Source organism: Nonomuraea sp. NPDC002799, assembly GCF_053592075.1.
This window is the reverse complement of sequence record NZ_JBSFVA010000030.1, coordinates 63032-79608: the sequence shown is the minus strand read 5'-3', so window position 1 is coordinate 79608 and position 16577 is coordinate 63032. Positions and strand designations below refer to the sequence as shown.

Sequence of the window (16577 nt, the reverse complement as noted above, 5' to 3'; positions counted from 1 at the left end):
CTCAGTCGGACGAGGGCAGCGGCTTGGCCCCGGCCATCTCCAGCGCACGACCGCCCACCCTGAGCCGCCCCTCCCCGCCCTTGTTGCACAGCACCTGCAGCCCCGAAGACCCGTCGTGGTAGCGCTTGCCGAGCAGGGTCGGCTCGTCATCGGCCGGCCCGGGAGCCTCGGCGACGGGCGTGACGGGGTCGCCGACAGGCACCATGGGAGTCCCCCCGCAGGTCAGGACCTCCTCCCCGGCGGGCGGGCGGACGATCACGACTTCGGTGTCCGAGACGACGCTGCGCCAGCGGGAACCGATCTTCAGCTTGGGCTGTGCCACAGTGTCTCCTTCACATGCCGAGCAGATGGGCGAGCGCTTCGCGGTGGGCGGCCGGGTCGCCGAGCGTCGAACGGCCCGCGGCCGCGCGCTTGAAGTACAGGTGGGCGGGGTGTTCCCAGGTGTAGCCGATGCCGCCGTGGATGAGAATGTTCTCCTCCGCACAGTGGTAGAAGGCCTGCCAGCAGGCGACCTGCGCCACGGCGGCCGCAAGCGGCAGTTCCGCCGGAGAGCCGGCGGCCGTCCACAGCGCGTGGTGAGCCGCCGACCTTGCGCCCTCGACCTTCAGCAGCATGGTCGCGCACTTGTGCTTGATCGCTTGGAACGAGCCGATCGGCCGGCCGAACTGCACGCGCAGTTTGGCGTACTCCACCGCCATCTCCATCGCTCGCTGTGCGCCGCCCAGTTGCTCGGCGGCGAGCTGAGCGCCGGCCGTGGCCAGCACCCGGGCTCTCAGCGTGCCGCCGGCGTGGACCAGGCGGGCGGGTGTCTGCGCGAAGGTCAGGCGGGCCTGCTTGCGCGTGAGGTCCATGGTGGACTGCGGGACCCGCTCCAGACTCTGCTCCTGCCCGTCCACCGCGAACACCGCGCGCTCCCCGGCGGAGCCCGCCAGCACCAGGACGAGGTCGGCGGTGTGGCCGTCGATCACTTGACCCACGACACCGTCCAGGCGCCAGCCCTGCGCCGTGCGCATGGCCGTCACACCGGGGCCGCACGGGCCTGGCGTGTCGCCGAGGACGAGGGTGGCGGTCAGCGATCCCTCGACGATCCCGGGCAGGTACGCCTTACGGACCTCCTCGTCGTCGCACTCCAGCAGGGCCGTGGTCGCCAGCACCACGGTCGACAGGTACGGCGCGCACAGCAGCGCCGCCCCCGCCTCCTCCATCACGATGCCGACCTCCACCGGTCCGTAGCCGGCTCCGCCGTACTCCTCGGGGACGGCCAGCCCGGTCAGGCCCAAGCGGGCGAGATGCTCCCACAGGGCGCGGTCGTACCCCTCGGGGGTCTCCATCGACCGCCTGACCTCGGACTCTGGCACCCTGTCGCGCAGGAACGCGCGGACCATGGCGCGCAGCTCGCGCTGCTCGTCGGTGAAGACGAACTCCATTCGCCACCCTCCCCACTTAATAGAGTAAACTATAGTCGGATTTGCTAGGAGCGAGAAGGGGCGGCCCGATAGCGCTCGACGAGGGCGCGCTTGTACAGCTTGCCGTTGTCCAAGCGCGGCAACCGGCGCTCGAAGTCGACCGAGCGCGGACATTTGTGATGCGACAGACGCCGCCTGCAGTAGGCGATCAGTTCCGCCTCTAGCCCCGGACCGGCCTCCGCCCAGTTCACGGGCTCCACCACCGCCTTCACCGTCTCGCCGAGATCGGCGTCGGGCACCCCGAGCACGGCGACGTCGATCACCTTCGGATGCGTGACGAGGACGTCCTCGATCTCCCTGGGATAGAGGTTCACGCCGCCAGAAATGATCACGTAGTTCTTTCTGTCGGTCAGGTAGAGGTACCCCTCATCGTCGAGGTAGCCGATGTCGCCCACGGTGGCTGCCCCGTCCGGACGCCGAACCTGCGCCGATTTTTCCGGGTCCTTGTGATAGGCGAAGTCCGCGATCTCACTGAACCACACCGTGCCGACCTCGCCCGGCGGCAGTTCCCTGCCCGCGTCGTCGAGGATGTGCGGCTGTCCGACCAGGGCCTTTCCGACGGATCCGGGCCGGCGCAGCCACTCCTGCGCGGTAATGAAGGTAAAGCCGACCGCCTCGGTGGAGGAGTAGTACTCGTGCACGATCGGCCCCCACCACTCGATCATGGCGCGTTTGACCTCCACCGGGCAGGGCGCCGCGGCATGCACGACCGCGCGCAGGCTGGACAGGTCGAACCGGGAACGCACCTGCTCGGGCAGCTTGGTCATGCGGACGAACATGGTGGGTACGAACTGCGCGTGCGTCACCCGGTGCAATTCGATCAATTCCAGGGCGTGGGCGGCGTCGAACCGTTCCATCACCACGACGGTGGCGCCCAGTCGGTGCGCTGCCATGGACCATCCGAGCGGGGCCGCGTGATAGAGCGGCGCGGGGCAGAGGTAGACGTCACCCTCCGTCAGTCCGAGCATCCGCAGGAACGTCTCCACCCCGGGCGTCCCCTCACCCAGCGGCTCGAAGCCCATCGGCCTGGCGATGCCCTTGGGGCGGCCGGTCGTTCCGGAGGAGTAGAGCATGAACGCGCCCTCGCATGCGTCGGCGACCGGGGCATCGGACTGACCGGCCAGCGTGCTCTCGTACGACTGCCAGCCGGGCAGGGTGCCGTCCACCAGCAGTCTCGCGCGTAACTTGGGCGCCCGGCGCGCGTCGAGCTGCCCGGCGACGTCCGCGGAGGCCAGCGAGGAGATCAGTACGGTGGCATCGCTGTCGTCGACGATGTAGGCCGCTTCCTCCACGGTGAGGTGGGAGTTGACCGTGGTGTACCGCAGGCCGCAGGACTGGGCGGCCCAGAGGATCTCCAGGTAACGCGGATGGTTCTCCATGAGGACGGCGAGCACCCCGCCGCGGGGCAACCCGAGGCTGCGTAAAAGCCGGCCGAGGCGGTTAGCCCGTGCGATCATCTCACCGTAGACGACGACCTCACCGCTTCCTCCCATGATCACGGCTGGGCGGTCGGGGGCGGACACGGCGAACGCTGCCGGATGCATCGGCGGCTCCTCATCTACACTAGAAATAACCTAATGATTACGCTGTTATTCTGGAGTTGACAGGAAAGTATCGGTGTCTCAAGGAGGCCGCATGACATCGGGATCCGCCGGCAATTCCAGCTCCACCCCCGCCGTGGAGCCGATGCGGGTTCCACGGCCCGTCGAACGCAGCGCACGAACCTCCGAACTGGTCGCGAGCTCCATCAGGTCCCAGATCGCCCGCGGCGAGCTGCAGCCCGGGGATCGTTTCCCCGCCGAGGACGAGCTGATGGAGGTCTTCGGGATCGCCAGGACCACCCTGCGTGAAGCCCTGCGCATCCTGGAGTCCGAGGGTCTGGTCACAGTGGTGCGCGGCCGGCATGGCGGCCCGCGGGTGACCCGGCCGACGGTGGAGCACATCGCACGGATGTTCGCGCTGCTGCTGCAGATCGAGAGCGTCACCATGGGTGACGTCTACGACGCCCGTGCAGCCATCGAGCCGCAGCTCGCGGGCATGCTGGCCGCCAACCGCACCGACCTGGCGCTGGCCGACCTGAAGGCGGCCATCGAGGCGGCGGCCAACGCCGCCAACGCCGACGACGGGGTGGCGTTCGGCGAGGCGGCAGCCCAGGTGCACGAGAAGATAGCCGAGCACGCGGGCAACGCCTCGCTGTCCATCTTCGCCAGACTCCTGCACGAGGTCGTCACCCAGTTCTACCGCCGCACCGGCGCGCTCGCCAAGAGCGAGGATCGCAAGCGAGCGGTCCGCTCCTATCGCAAGTTCTACAAACTGGTGGAGGCCGGCGACGTCGAAGGCACACGGGCGCATTGGAGCCTCCAGATGTCCTACACAGCCAAGGGCGCGAGCAGCCAGGAGCCCGTGGACCTCTATTCGTGATGCGTGGGCCTACTTGGGAGCGAAGCGCTGACCGCCGTCCAGCCGCACCGTCCCGCCGTTGAGCATCGGGTTGTCGATGATCGCCAAGGCGAGGCGGGCGTACTCCGCCGGCTTGCCCATCCGCTTGGGGAAGGCGGCGTCGCGGGTCAGCGCCTTGGCGAACTCCTCCGGGATCCCGTGCGTGATGCCCGTGCTGAACAGGCTCGGCGCGATCGCGACGACCCTGATGCCCATGCTCCCCAAGTCGCGCGCCATGGCCAACGCCATCGCGGCGATGCCGCCCTTGGCCGCGCTGTAAGCCACCTGGCCGATCTGGCCTTCGAAGGCGGCGATGGAGGAGGTGTTGACGATGACGCCGCGCTCGCCGTCCTCGGGCTCGTTGTCCTTCATCTTCCACGCCTGCAGCCTGTTGAGGTTGAAGGTGCCGATCAGGTTGAGCTCGACCACCCTGCGGAACTCCTCCAGCGGGTGGGGCCCTTCCTTGGTCAGCGTCCGCTTGGCCATGCCTCCGCCCGCCGTGTTGACCGCGATGTGCATTGCCCCGAGAGTGGCGGCGGCCTCGTCGATCGCCGCTTCCACGCCGGCCGCGTCGGTGATGTCGCAGGCGTGAAAGCTCCCACCGAGCTCCGCCGCGACCTTCGCCCCCTGCGACGTGGGCAGGTCCAGGATCGCGACCTCGGCCCCCTTCTCGCGCAGGAGCTCGGCCGTCGCCCGAGCCATCCCCGACGCCCCGCCGACGACCATGGCTTTCTTGCCCGCGATCTCCATGGGAATGCATCTCCTTTCGGTCCGCTGCAAGACACTCTAGCCATTTAAGAGTAGAATCAGTAGCCGGATTTATGGTCGATTCTCCACCGAATCGAGGGAGCCTGATGAGCCCGTCGCCCGAGCAGGTCCGCGCGTGGCTGCGCGAGAACTGGGCCGAGTCGATCACGCTGGGCGAATGGTGGCGCCGCCTGTCCGCCCGCGGGTATGCCTTCCCCTCGTGGCCGGAGGGCATGGGCGGCCTGGGGCTGCCGCGGGACGACACACGTCTGATCATGCGCGAACTGGGTGTGGCGGCCGCCATCGGCGCGCCTGCGGGCGTCGGTCAGGCGCTGGGGGGCGGGACGCTGCTCGCTCATGGGACAGCCGAGCAGCAGGCGCGGTTCCTGCCCCCGCTCGCCCGTGGCGAAGAGGCCTGGGTCCAGCTCTTCAGCGAACCCGGAGCCGGGTCCGACCTGGCCGGCCTATCCACCCGCGCCGTCGCACAGGGCGATGAGTGGGTGGTGACCGGCCAGAAGGTTTGGAGCTCCGGAGCCATGACGGCGGATCGCGGGATGCTCCTGGCCAGGACCAACCTGGACGTGCCCAAGCATCGCGGCATCACCTACTTCATCATCGACATGGACCAGCCCGGTGTGGAGGTGCGCCCGCTGCGGCAGATGAGCGGCGACGCGCACTTTTGCGAGGTGTTCCTCAATGAGGCGAGGGTCCCCGCCGACTGCGTGGTGGGCCAGGTGGACGACGGATGGCGGGTCGCCCGTACGACGCTGGCCCTTGAACGCGGCGGCCTGGGCGGCGAGCCGGTCCCAGGCCTGCGGACGGTGGAGGCCGGCCGCAGGACCGGCAACCTCGACCGGCTGGTCGGCGACCTGCTCGCCGCCCCCGCCCCGGCCGAGCGGACGGGCTTCTTCCTGTCCCCCGACCAGATGATTCGTCTGGTCAGGGAGCGCGGCCTGACCTCCGACGCGGCCCTGCGCCAGGAGCTGGCCGACTTCTACGTGCACGCCGAGCTGCTGCGGCTGACGGTCCTGCGCGTGAAGGCGGCCGGGGGACACACTCCGGGCCCCGAGGCCTCCACGATGAAGCTGGCCATGAGTGAGCACGGGCGACGCTACCGCGACCTCGTGCTGCGGATCCTCGGGCCGGAGGCGGCGCTCGCTGGGGACGACGCGCCCGAGGACGGCCGCGTCCACGCCGCCTTCTACTGGAGCTTCGCGGGCACGATCGGCGGCGGCACGGACGAGATTCAGCGCAACGTGATCGCCGAGCAGGTCCTGGGGCTGCCGAGGGACGCGGATCCGAGCAAGGATATTCCGTACCGCGAGCTGAGGATCGGCACGCAGAGCCGCTGACAAGGGAGAGGGCGGTTCGCTGAACCGCCCTTCTCCACGGCTACTTGATCAACGGATCACGGGGCAGGCCGAGAATGCGCTCGGCGATCTGGTTGCGGGTGATCTCCGAGCTGCCGCCCGCGATGGACATGCCCCTGGTGCCCAGGGTCATCAGTCCGGCCGCCCTGCCCAGCCCATCGGCGAACGCGGTCTCAGGCCCGGCGAAGGCGGCCAGCAACGCGGCGGCCTCGTGACCGTGCTCCGCCAGCACCAGCTTGGTGACATTGCCCTCGGGGCCCGGCTCGCCACCGGCCACCGCGCGCTCCGCCCGCCGCAGGTTGAGCAGGCGCAGGGCCTGCCGCTCGGCCAGGTGGCGGCCCACCCGCACGGCCCCGCCCGGAAGCCGGTCACCGTGCTTGTCCAGCAGGGCGATGACGTCGTTCAGCTCGTAGCCTCCGCTCACTCCGCCGCCGATGCTGACCCGTTCGTTGCCCAGTGTGGCCCGCGCGACCGTCCAGCCCTTGTTCGGCTCGCCCACCACGTCGGCATCGGGCACGAACACATCGGTGAAGAAGACCTCGTTGAACTCCGCACCACCGGTGATCTGCCGCAGCGGACGCACCTCGACTCCCGGCGCGTTCATGTCGATCACCATCATCGTCACGCCCGCGTGCTTGGGCGCGTCGGGGTCGGTGCGTACGGTGGCCAGGCCGCGCTTGCAGTACTGCGCGCCGCTGGTCCATACCTTCTGGCCGTTGACCACCCAGCCGCCGTCGGCACGCACGCCTCTGGTCTTGATCCCGGCGGCGTCGGATCCCGCGTCCGGCTCGCTGAAGAGCTGGCACCAGATCTCCTCCTGCGCCAGGGCCGCGCGCACGTATCGATCGATCTGATCCTGAGTGCCGTGCTGGATGAGGGTGAGGATCACCCAGCCGGTGATGGCGTACTGCGGGCGTTTGACGCCGGCCGCCCGGAACTCCTCGTCGATGACCAGTTGCAGGCCCGCGTCCGCCGCCAGCCCCCAGGGCCGCGGCCAGTGCGGCTGCACGTAGCCGGTCTCGATCAGCCTGCGCCGCTGCTCGGCGGTGGGCAGCGCGGCCAGTTCCACCGCGAGGGCGCGCACCTGCGGGCGCGCGGCCTCGGCCTCAGGGGGCAGATCGAGGCTGACCTCCCTGTACACGCCCGCCGCGCCGAGCCGGGTGACCGCCGCGGCCCCGGCGGTGGCATCGAAGATCGCCGCAAGCGTGGTCGCCCTGCGTAGCAGGAGGTGCGCGTCGTGCTCCCAGGTGAAACCGATGCCACCGTGCACCTGGATGCAGAGCTGCGCGTTGTCGGCGAAGGCGGGCACCGACAGCGTCAGGGCGACGGCCGCGGCCAGCTCGAACTGGTCCTCGGGCCCCGAGGCCGCCCGCGCAGCGTCCCACACCGCCGCCGTACCGAGCTCTGCGGCGACGAGCATGTCGGCGCAGTGGTGCTTGACCGCCTGGAAGGTGCCGATCGGCCGTCCGAACTGCACGCGCACCTTGGCATAGCCGCTCGCCGTCTCGACACACTCGCGGGCGCCGCCCACGGCCTCGGCGGCTACCAGCGTGCGGGCCACGGCCTCGGCATGGGAACGCGCGCCGGAGATCACGCCGCGCACGGCGACGTCGTCCAAGCGGACACGCGCCGACCTGCGCGAGGGGTCGAGGTTCGGCGGGACCTCGACGGAGACGCCCGGCGCCGCCGCGTCGAGCACCACGAGGTCCTCGCCCGCGGCCAGGACGAGCAGGCGGGCCAGGCCCGCTCCCAGCACCACGCCGCCGTCGCCGCTGACTCGCCCGTTCTCCAGGGACAGCGAGCCGCTCAGGCCGACTGCGGCCGGGCTGGCACCGCTCGCCATTCCGGGTAAAAACCGGGCACGCTGCTCCTCACTCCCCCGCCGGGCGATCACCGCGGCGGCGGCCATCGTGGGCACGAAGGGCCCCGGAGCAAGCGCGCGGCCGAGTTCCTCGACCACGACCACCAGCTCGGGGAGTCCCGCCCCGCCACCGCCGTGTTCCTCGGGGAGGTGCAGACCGAGCAGGCCGAGATCGGCGAACTCGGTCCAGAAGTCGGGCAGCGTCTCCTTCTCCGCCTCCAGCAGGGCACGGTTGGCCGCTCTGGCCTTGTGCGACTGCAGGAACGAACGCGTCGTGGCGGCCAGCTCGCGGTGTTCGTCGCTGATGGCGATGGCCATGAGTCCTCCGGTCTGTTGGGCGCGGCCGCGACCGGCCAGCGCTCGTGGATGCGGCGGTCGACGTCGGCCACGTGCGACCGTCGGAACCACGGTGGCCAAGGGCCACTCGGCCTTTCTCAACGTCCTAAATCAGAGTATATATAGAGCTAATTTATATCCACCCGGGAGGTGCGAATGTCTGACGAAGTGCTCGTCGATCTCGCCACTGGAGTCATGATCATCGCGACGAGCCGCCATCGAGCGCGTAGCGCGGACAATCGCGCGCCCGTGTGGCGGGGCGAGTGAGCGACCAGGCCTACTTCCGGCGGGAGAGCGGGCTGTTCGCCCCTCAACCCCTTGCCGCCGGCGGGTGGGCCCCGAACACGGTCAGCGGGCGTCTGCTCGGCGCGCTGGCCGTGCAGGTCCTGCAGGAGGAGCAGCCCGAGTCTGACTTTCACCTGGCGCGCCTCACCGTGGACCTGTTCAGGACCGTCGCCTTCGCTCCGCTGGCGGTGCGGACGACGCTGGTCCGCAAGGGAGGGCGTATCCGCGTCGCCGACGCGGAGATCAGCCAGGGCGGGGAGGGGGTCGCACGCGCCGTCGCCGTGTTCCTGCGTCCCTCACGCAACCCACCGGGCGAGATCTGGCACGGTCCCCGCTGGGAAGAGGCCCCACCGGACGCCTCACTCTCCCCGGCCAACCCGGTCATGGACATCCGGCAATCCAGCGCCGACGGCTCCCCGGAGTGGACTCCGGCCGGCCGTCATCGGTGCTGGGTCCGCGAACTGTGGCCACTCGTCGCGAACACGGAGCCGACCCCACTGGTACGCGCGGCACTGGCCGCCGACATGGCGAGCCCGCTCACGAACACTGGTTCCACCGGGCTGCGGTTCATCAACACCGACTTCACGCTCTCACTCGTCCGCCCGCCGGTCGGTGAGTTCTTCGGCCTGGAGGCGCTGGACCACCAGAGCGCCGACGGCATCTCCACCGGACAGGCGACCATGTACGACCAGGCAGGGGTTCTCGGCTCATGCGCGGTCACCGCGCTGGCCAGCCCGGCGGGTCTGTTGACCGACCCGCGCCGTAAGCAGGGGTGACCCGCGACATCCGGCTCCGGCCGGCGCGGTTCTGGACCGCGCCGGCCGGCTCAGGAGCACAGGACCCGTCCGCCGCCGGGGTGGACGACGTGGCCGAGGTCAGTCATTCAGTTGAAGGACCGACCACGACCCGGACCCGGGCGATATTGCGGACCGCCTCGCCCTTCCGGTCATGACCATCCCGATGGGCGCCGACCCTGAACACGGGGAAATACGTGCCGGGCGTCGTGTAGACGTGGGAGGCGGTGAAGGCGACGGCGGTGCGCCCACCGTCGAGTGCCGTATCGACGTAGGGCCAGGCGTCGGCGTTCTCGGCGTCCAGCGCCACCTCGACGATGGAGCCACCGCCGGGCGGGACCTCCCCTGAGCCTTCGAACACGACCGACTCACCGGCCCGGATGTCCGCGCGCTCCCCGCCGTTGACCGTCAACCGGACGACGGGTTGGACTCCGCCCCTTGCGGCCGCGTCGCCGGTCAGCAGGAGTCGCATGTCCGCGCTCAGGTCGTAGGCGGAGTCGGCGGGGGGCTCGGTGCCCTCCTCCACCCAGGCGCGCAGCGCACTGAGCGCGGCGGCGCTGACCGCTTCGTAGTCGACGAGCCTGGTCCGCCACAGCGCCGGGTCCTGGTCCTCGGTGAACATGAGGCCGATCTCCGCTTGTGCGTGCGAGCTGTTCTCCACCCACCACATCCGGTAGTGCTCCGAGGCGGCGTCGCCGAGCACATAGCGGACGTACCGGTCGAACAGTGTGACTTTGGTTGGCCAGATGAAGGCGTCATGAGTGGCGCCTATGTAGATCATCTTGCCGGGGAAAGGTTCCACCACGTCCAGGTCGTACAGCGCGGTGCCGGTCTGCGCGTGCACGGGGTGGCCATGCACGGCGAAGCGACCGTAGCCGGCGGGGACGCGGTCCGGCAGCCCGTGCAGGCCGGGGACGTTGAACTCGACGTTGTGCTGGTACAGGTGGCAGAAGGCGAGCCAGTCGGAGTTGTCGACCTCGACCTCGTCGCCGGGCTCCACCCCCTCGAACAGTTCGGGGCACTTCTCGCCGAAGGGCAGGAGCACCCGGCCGTGCACGACGTTGGCGACGACCATGCGCCGCCCGGCCGCCTTGCCCGAGGTGATCGTGAGCGTGGCCATGAACAGGCTGCCGGGGTCGTCGTGGTCGAGCACGGCACCGTACGGCGTCTGGGGCGATGCCCCCGCCGTCGCCAGTTGCATGGCGACCATCAGCTCCGAGGACAGCTCGGAGGCCGCGGTGACCTCGCGCACGGTCGTGGTCGTGCGGACCAGGCGGCCGGCGAGCCGTTCCGGTTGGTCGGCGCCGATGTACCCGCGGGTGTGCCAGAAGTCGGTGAAGTACCGGGGGTTGTGTTCCAGTGTGTTGTAGAGCGCGAAGGGGAAGACGGGCAGATTGGCCAGCTGGGTGGCCGCGTCACGCGGGAAGCCCATGTGGAACAGGTCGCGCAGCGCCTCGCGCTGGCCGAAGGTCAGACCGGCGAAGGCGTCGCCGCTACCGCCGGGTTCCAGGGCGTCACGGACCGGTCGCGCGTCCTCGCCCAGCAGGCTGACGGCGTTGCCGAGCGCCGACCAGTGCGCTCCCGGGTTGACCCCGAACACCTCGGGCACCGCCCCGTCGTAGACGTCGGGGGCCCGCATCAGGCACTGGAACGACCGGTGCCCGCCGCCGCTCGCGCCGAAGACGTAGGTGTGGTGGACGGGCTCGCCGTACAGTTGCTCCGCCAGCCACTTGGCGAACCTGGCGGTTTCCGCGCTGGCGCCGAAGAGGTAGACGTCGTCGTGGAAGCCGGTGTGCCCGGCGTTCGGGGGATGTCCCTGGTTCGACTCCGCCAGGATCGCGCCGAGCTCGCCGAAGGCGTAGCCGAACTGCCAGGCGGGGCCGAACACCTGCGCCTGCAGAACGTTCTCATGGCCGCCCGCCCCGCCCTCCAGGTACTGCAGCAGCCGCCCGCGGTAATAGGCGGCCGGCGGCAGGTAGAGGGAGAACAGCGTCTGCGTGCCCTCGAATCTTCCGTGCAGGAAACGGTGCGGCTCAGGCCCCTCCCTCCACTCGTCGACGTCGATGAACGCGCGGCCGAACCCCTTCTGTGCCGGGGCGTAGTCGTGCGGTGAGGGCAGCACTTTTTCGTTCATGATGTGCTCACAGTCAGTGAGAGATCAGGGCGGATCGCGAGCCGTCGGCTCCGGTGACCGAGCCGGTGTGGAGACGACAGAGGTGCAGACCCTCGTCTCTGGTGGAGGCGGTGACCAGCCACTCATCGCACGAGCAGGCGCACACGTAGCTACCGTCCTCTTCGGGCATCACCGACTGCGCCACGCAGGCGCCGTTCGCCGACGCCACGTTCTGCATGAACTCGACCGGCGAGTCGTACAGCACACTCTCCTCGGCCATGCTCAGACACCCGCCGTTTGCGGCAGTGACGGGGTACCGGGGAAGAGCTCGGTGAACGAGCCCACGGTGATGCGGTGCCTGACGGCCGGGTCGACGTCGTCGAACAGGTGGTGCAAGGTCTCCTGGGTGTGCCCGAAGGTGCCCTCCATGTGCGGGTAGTCGCTCCCCCACATCACGTTGTTGAAGCCCATCGCCGTGCACGCGGCGACGGCGGACTCGTCATGCTGGAAGGAGGCGTACACCTGGGAGTAGATGATCTCTCGCGGCGAGCGGCTCAGCTTGGGCCGGACGGCCATCGCGTGCTGCCGGTACCCCTCCTCCATGCGGTCGGCGACGAACGGCACCCACGTGGCACCACCCTCCGAGACCAGGACCTTGAGGTCGGGGTGCCGGTCGAGCGCGCCGCAGGCCACCAGCTTCATCACCGCGCGCTGCCCGCCGAAGGTCGTCTCGGTGTAGTTGAGCACGGCGCCGCCGGGACCCCGGTACATGATGCCGGGCCCGGCCTTGGAGGACAGGTTGATCGGGTCGGTGCCGATGTGGAAGGCGATGACGATGTTCGCGGCCTCGGCCGCCGCCCAGAACGGCTCCCAGACGTCCTGGTTGTAGTCCTTCTGCAGGGGATGCGGGGTGACGGGCATGAACACGGCCCGGTATCCGATCTCGGCGACCCGCTCGAGCTCCGCCACGGCGTCCTCGATGACGAGGGTGGAGACCTGCGCGGTCGTCACCAGGCGGGGTGAGGCCTTCTCGATCGTCTCCCAGGCCCAGTCGTTGCTGACGCGCAGCGCCTCGCGAATGACCTCGGGCGTGCGGAGGGACGAGCTCCACATGCCGAGTGACGGGAAGACCAGCTCGGCCCAGATGCCCTCGTTGTCGAGATCCTTCAGGCGCAGGCCGATGTCACGTGCGCCGGGCGCCCGGTTGGAGGCCTCCAGGAACTCCAGCTGCTTGCCGGTGGGCAGCTTACGACGGAAGGACATTCCGTCGATGTGGACCGTCTCCCACTGGCCGTCGGGGTCCCGCTCCGACCTCGGCACCAGTTCGGCCAGGTGAGGGGGCAGGTTCTCGCGCCACAACGACTCGGGCTCCAGGAAGTGGGAGTCGCCCGAGTTCGCCCAGATCTTTTCCATCTCTTCTCTCCTTTTTCACAGAGGGATGTCACAGTGCGGCGAGCAGGGAGGGAACGTCCTCCAGGGCTCTGAGCATGTCGTTCAGGTGCGTGCAGGTGGGGACCCCGGTGAAGGTGTCTCTGACGTGCTTGCGCAGCCCGGCCAGCGGCTGCCCCGCCAGCCGCCCGGCGCTGGCGGCGGCGACGGGGCACTCGACCCAGGGCAGCACTCTCGGGCGGGCCTCACAGCGGGCGACCACGTCTCCCTCGAGCACGGCCTCAAGGGTGTACTCGTGGATGATCGTTTCGACGCCGTCCGGGCGCACGTAGGAATCGCGGAAGACGGCCTCGACGGCGCCGTCCGTGACGTCCAGGCGGCGGGTCCTGCGCATGGCATGGGCGGGCAGGGAAGGCATGTCGTGCCAGGCGAGCGGGTCGGACGGCTCGGCCAGGGACGGCGCGTCCGGCCCGGTGACGGTGGGCGGGTATCCGTCCCGCTCGACGCCCGTCATGATCGTGCCTCCGTCGGCGAAGCCGGCGCAGAGCCCGCCGTAGAACCGCGGCCGCCCTGCCATGACCGGCAGGGCGGGCCGCCCGGCACGGTCGATGCCCGCTCCGATGGCGTGTCCTGAGACCAGCGCAGTGACGGGGAAGTCGTCCAGGAGCAGATAGAGCAGGTCGTGGTCACCGATCAGATCCGGATCCGCGGCGTCGAGCGCGGCGCGGAACCCCGACGCCACCCGTGCCCCCAGCAGTTCCTGGAGACCGGGCCGCTCGGGATCGGTCTTCAGAGTGGTCAGCGTGCGCCCGCTCAGGTAGTCGATCGTCCCCTCACAGAATGCGCGAGCGACCACCTGCCCCGCGCCCGTGCCGTCCGTCAGCAGGTCACGCCCGCGCCCGGCCAGCATCAGCGGCCCGAACAGCCCGTCCGGCCGCAGCATGTCCACGGTCGCGGTACGGCGCAGCGAGCCGGGACGTCGCGCCGGCGTGCCCGCGACCGGTTCGTGGATGCCATGTCTGGGGTGCAGCCGAGACGTCATGACCGGCTACGCCCTCGCGGCGCGAACCGCGGCACATCCGAAATGCGGGGCATGGGTTTCAGAACCTCTCCCTATGAAAACGTCGTTTTCATCGTGTGGCGGAAGTTCCGCTTTGTCAACGGTCAGGCGACGACACCGCGCTCGCGCATTCCCGCGATCTCCTCCTCGGTGTGGCCCAGCTCGCGCAGGATCGCGTCGGTGTGCTCGCCCGACAGGCAGCCGCCCTTGGCCTGGGTGGCGGATCGGGAGAAGCTCACGGTCGGCGCCGGCCTGCGGTGCTCGTCGAAGATGGGGCTGTGCGCGACGGCGCAATACCCGGCCTCCATGCTGAGATCGCTCTGCAGCACAAGCTCGGGCGGCTCCTCGGTCACGGCGACGCAGCCCACCGCGGCCGCGGTGAGCCGTTCCTCCCACTCAGCCGCGGGAAGCCCGGCGAAGATCTCCGCGAGCGCCGCCGTCAGTTCCTCATCGTGCTCGCGCCGCCCCGCGGCGCTGGCGAAGCGCCCATCGTCGGCCAGCGCGGAGTACGGCTTGAGCGCGGCGGTCAGGTCCTGCCATTCTTTCTCCGCCGGGGCGGCGAGGAAGACCCAGCCGTCGGCGGCCTGGTAGAGCCGGTAGAGCGCGCAGAAGCCGTGGATGCCGGGATCGACGGCGGGAGAGCCAGGGCAGCCCTCGTAGTCGACGACGCGGTCGATCAGGGCGTGCGACGCGGTGGCGAGCATCGTGGTGGTCAGCGTTCCCATCCGGCGCCCGCGCCGGATGGCGAGCAGCCCGAGCAGGATGGTCGAGGCCACGCCGAGTGCGGCGATCCCGTCGGCCTGAAGGGGGATGACCGCGGCGGCGGCGAACAGGCGCGCCGAGGAGGCCCTGATCTCCCCGATGGACCCGGTGCCGAACGCGGCATGCGGGGCGTCGGTGAGCGCGACGCCGGAGGCCGCACCGATCGACGGCGCGTAGGCCGGCCTGGCGCCGTACGGACCGGCGGTGCCGTAGCCGGGGGCCTGGACGTAGACCAGACGAGGATTAAGCGCCTTCAGCGTCGCCGCGTCGACCTTGGCGCGCTCGGCAGCCCCGGCCCTGAAGCTCTGCAGGACGACATCGGCGCGGCGGGCGATCTCATGAACGATCCGCAGGCCCTCCTCGGTGCCCAGATCCAGCGCGATGCTCTCCTTGCCCTGCATGACCTTGGCGCCGCCCGCCTCAGGGAACTCCGCGACACCCCTGATGGTGTCGCCGGTGAGGCTCTCGATCTTGATGACGCGCGCGCCGAGGTCGGTGAGCAGGGTCGCGCCGTACGGGGCGGCGTACATCAGTCCGAGCTCAAGAATCGTCACCCCGGCCAGGGGCAGTTCACCCGAAGGGGCTTCGGCCGCATCCGGGACTGCGGGCATGCGGGCCTGCGCCCTGATCTCCTCGCCGTGTTCGTCGAGCCTCGGGGCGGGGCGCGGGGGCATCAGCGGCGCGTCGTCGGCGTGCACGAGCGTGGACGGCTGCCGTACCGGTCCCAGATCCGGGTCGTCGCCGGTGACGACGCGCCCGTCGTACTGGAGCTGCGGGTGGCCGAGCGCCTGCCCGGCCGTGACGAACGCCTCGGCGCTGATGTCGGGATTGGTGTCGAAGACCCGTTGCCACTCCTCCAGCGTCCGCTCGCCGACTCTCTTGAGCATGATCTCCCAGAACTCGGTACGGAGCTCCTGACGCTCGAACTCGGGGAACCCCTTCCATTTGGGGTCCGCCAGCAGGCTGAGCAGGTCCAGCTCCTTCAGCAGCCCCATGAACAACCTGGGCTCGACCTGGGCGAACTGCAGCCACACGTCGTCCTTGGTGGGAGCCAGCAGGAGGGCGTAGACCAGCTTGCCGAGGGGCTGGGCGTCGTCGGTGTAAGCGGGGACGATCTCGAAGGCGTCCGGCCACCGCTGCCCGACCAGGCCCATGAACCAGTTCCAGGTGTCCATGGCGCCCACGCCCCTGACCAGGTCTGCCGCCACATGCTGGCCGACCCCGCTGGACTCCCGCTCCAGCAGTGCGGCCAGGATCCCGTGTACGGCGGTGTGCGCCGCGCCCCACGAGGCGAAGGGCACCGAGACGAAAGCGGGGCCAGGGCGCGGGGCGATGCGCCGCTTGACTCCGAACATGCCGAGCTTGGCCATCACCAGGCCCTCGTAGCCCTTGAGCCGGCTCCACGGCCCCGCCGGACCCCAGCCGGTGATCGCGGCGCTCACCAGCCGCGGGTTCAGCCGCGCCAAGTTCTCCGGCGTCAGGCCGAGTCCCTCCGCCGCCTGTGGGCGCAGAGTGGTGACCAAGACGTCGGCATCGGAGATCAGGCCATCGAGGGTCGCGCGATCCTGCCGCAGGTCGAGCACCACGCTGCGGCTGCCGCGAGCCAGAGCGGGCCAGCCCGCTGTGCGACGCATGGGGCTGCCTCCCGGCGGCTCCACGTGGACGACGTCCGCCCCCGCGTCGGCGAGGAACTGCGTCGCGAACGCCCCTGGAGCGGTGGTCGACAGATCGACGACCGACAGCCCTGCCAAGGGCCCTTGCTGCTGAACGGGATCCGGAGTCGAACTCACCACGACTACCTCCTGATCGAAAACGCTATTTTCGATTCGGGAACGTCTGACACGTCAGGCGTTCGCTGGAACGGCGGGGACGGCCATCGGCCTCATCCGGCCGGACCGAAGGGGACCGGCGTCATCCGGCACGTGGAGACACGACCGACCGGTGCAGGTGGTGCT

At 70.0% G+C, this 16577-nt stretch carries 13 protein-coding genes; 3 read left to right on the top strand and 10 right to left on the bottom strand.

Annotated features, from left to right (window positions below):
* Position 1: 1 nt before the first annotated feature.
* Genes ACWD0F_RS38520 through ACWD0F_RS38510 form a run of 3 tightly spaced genes read right to left on the bottom strand, consistent with a single transcriptional unit; the run spans position 2 to position 3010 of the window.
* The gene (locus tag ACWD0F_RS38520; RefSeq protein WP_449885344.1) at positions 2-322 is read right to left on the bottom strand and encodes a hypothetical protein; all 321 of its coding nucleotides are present in this window, start codon (positions 320-322) and stop codon (positions 2-4) included.
* Between the two features lie 10 nt (positions 323-332).
* Positions 333-1427, bottom strand: coding sequence for an acyl-CoA dehydrogenase family protein (locus ACWD0F_RS38515; protein ID WP_449885341.1), 1095 nt, complete (start codon positions 1425-1427; stop codon positions 333-335).
* A 44-nt stretch (positions 1428-1471) separates the two neighbouring features.
* Positions 1472-3010: an AMP-binding protein gene (locus tag ACWD0F_RS38510; protein WP_449885339.1), complete on the bottom strand. Its 1539-nt coding sequence runs from the start codon at positions 3008-3010 to the stop codon at positions 1472-1474.
* A gap of 91 nt (positions 3011-3101) precedes the next feature.
* On the opposite strand from ACWD0F_RS38510, the gene ACWD0F_RS38505 reads away from it, so the two are divergent.
* On the top strand, positions 3102-3887 hold the full coding sequence (locus ACWD0F_RS38505) for a FadR/GntR family transcriptional regulator (RefSeq protein ID WP_449885336.1): 786 nt from the start codon (positions 3102-3104) through the stop codon (positions 3885-3887).
* 9 nt (positions 3888-3896) lie between these two features.
* On the opposite strand, the gene ACWD0F_RS38500 is transcribed toward ACWD0F_RS38505, so the two are convergent.
* A complete protein-coding gene (locus ACWD0F_RS38500; RefSeq protein ID WP_449885333.1) occupies positions 3897-4655 on the bottom strand; it encodes an SDR family oxidoreductase in 759 nt (252 codons plus the stop codon).
* Positions 4656-4759: 104 nt separating this feature from the next.
* Here ACWD0F_RS38500 and ACWD0F_RS38495 point away from each other — a divergent pair, with 104 nt between their 5' ends.
* Positions 4760-6004 (top strand): acyl-CoA dehydrogenase family protein, encoded by a 1245-nt coding sequence (locus ACWD0F_RS38495; protein ID WP_449885330.1) that lies wholly within the window; start codon positions 4760-4762, stop codon positions 6002-6004.
* 40 nt (positions 6005-6044) lie between these two features.
* Here ACWD0F_RS38495 and ACWD0F_RS38490 read toward each other — a convergent pair whose 3' ends face one another.
* Entirely contained in the window at positions 6045-8201 is a 2157-nt protein-coding gene (locus tag ACWD0F_RS38490; protein WP_449885327.1) for an acyl-CoA dehydrogenase, read from the bottom strand.
* Positions 8202-8482: 281 nt separating this feature from the next.
* Between ACWD0F_RS38490 and ACWD0F_RS38485 the strand changes: the two genes are divergently transcribed.
* Positions 8483-9280 carry a thioesterase family protein gene (locus ACWD0F_RS38485; RefSeq protein ID WP_449885325.1) on the top strand — a complete coding sequence of 266 codons (798 nt, stop codon included), beginning with the start codon at positions 8483-8485 and terminating at the stop codon, positions 9278-9280.
* A 103-nt stretch (positions 9281-9383) separates the two neighbouring features.
* Here ACWD0F_RS38485 and ACWD0F_RS38480 read toward each other — a convergent pair whose 3' ends face one another.
* From ACWD0F_RS38480 to ACWD0F_RS38460, 5 genes are all read right to left on the bottom strand, one after another.
* Positions 9384-11432, bottom strand: coding sequence for a tannase/feruloyl esterase family alpha/beta hydrolase (locus tag ACWD0F_RS38480; RefSeq protein ID WP_449885322.1), 2049 nt, complete (start codon positions 11430-11432; stop codon positions 9384-9386).
* Between the two features lie 13 nt (positions 11433-11445).
* Positions 11446-11691, bottom strand: coding sequence for a hypothetical protein (locus ACWD0F_RS38475; protein WP_449885319.1), 246 nt, complete (start codon positions 11689-11691; stop codon positions 11446-11448).
* A 2-nt stretch (positions 11692-11693) separates the two neighbouring features.
* Positions 11694-12824: an amidohydrolase family protein gene (locus ACWD0F_RS38470; RefSeq protein ID WP_449885316.1), complete on the bottom strand. Its 1131-nt coding sequence runs from the start codon at positions 12822-12824 to the stop codon at positions 11694-11696.
* A gap of 28 nt (positions 12825-12852) precedes the next feature.
* Positions 12853-13842 (bottom strand): DUF2889 domain-containing protein, encoded by a 990-nt coding sequence (locus tag ACWD0F_RS38465; protein WP_449885314.1) that lies wholly within the window; start codon positions 13840-13842, stop codon positions 12853-12855.
* Positions 13843-13964: 122 nt separating this feature from the next.
* Positions 13965-16412: a CaiB/BaiF CoA transferase family protein gene (locus ACWD0F_RS38460; RefSeq protein WP_449885311.1), complete on the bottom strand. Its 2448-nt coding sequence runs from the start codon at positions 16410-16412 to the stop codon at positions 13965-13967.
* Between the last annotated feature and the right edge of the window lie 165 nt (positions 16413-16577).

Excerpts from the sequence above, each read along its gene's own strand:
- ACWD0F_RS38515 (WP_449885341.1), bottom strand. The coding sequence starts at position 1,427 with ATGGAGTTCGTCTTCACCGACGAGCAGCGCGAGCTGCGCGCCATGGTC.
- ACWD0F_RS38510 (WP_449885339.1), bottom strand. The coding sequence starts at position 3,010 with ATGCATCCGGCAGCGTTCGCCGTGTCCGCCCCCGACCGCCCAGCCGTG.
- ACWD0F_RS38505 (WP_449885336.1), top strand. The coding sequence starts at position 3,102 with ATGACATCGGGATCCGCCGGCAATTCCAGCTCCACCCCCGCCGTGGAG.
- ACWD0F_RS38500 (WP_449885333.1), bottom strand. The coding sequence starts at position 4,655 with ATGGAGATCGCGGGCAAGAAAGCCATGGTCGTCGGCGGGGCGTCGGGG.
- ACWD0F_RS38495 (WP_449885330.1), top strand. The coding sequence starts at position 4,760 with ATGAGCCCGTCGCCCGAGCAGGTCCGCGCGTGGCTGCGCGAGAACTGG.
- ACWD0F_RS38490 (WP_449885327.1), bottom strand. The coding sequence starts at position 8,201 with ATGGCCATCGCCATCAGCGACGAACACCGCGAGCTGGCCGCCACGACG.
- ACWD0F_RS38480 (WP_449885322.1), bottom strand. The coding sequence starts at position 11,432 with ATGAACGAAAAAGTGCTGCCCTCACCGCACGACTACGCCCCGGCACAG.
- ACWD0F_RS38475 (WP_449885319.1), bottom strand. The coding sequence starts at position 11,691 with ATGGCCGAGGAGAGTGTGCTGTACGACTCGCCGGTCGAGTTCATGCAG.
- ACWD0F_RS38470 (WP_449885316.1), bottom strand. The coding sequence starts at position 12,824 with ATGGAAAAGATCTGGGCGAACTCGGGCGACTCCCACTTCCTGGAGCCC.
- ACWD0F_RS38465 (WP_449885314.1), bottom strand. The coding sequence starts at position 13,842 with ATGACGTCTCGGCTGCACCCCAGACATGGCATCCACGAACCGGTCGCG.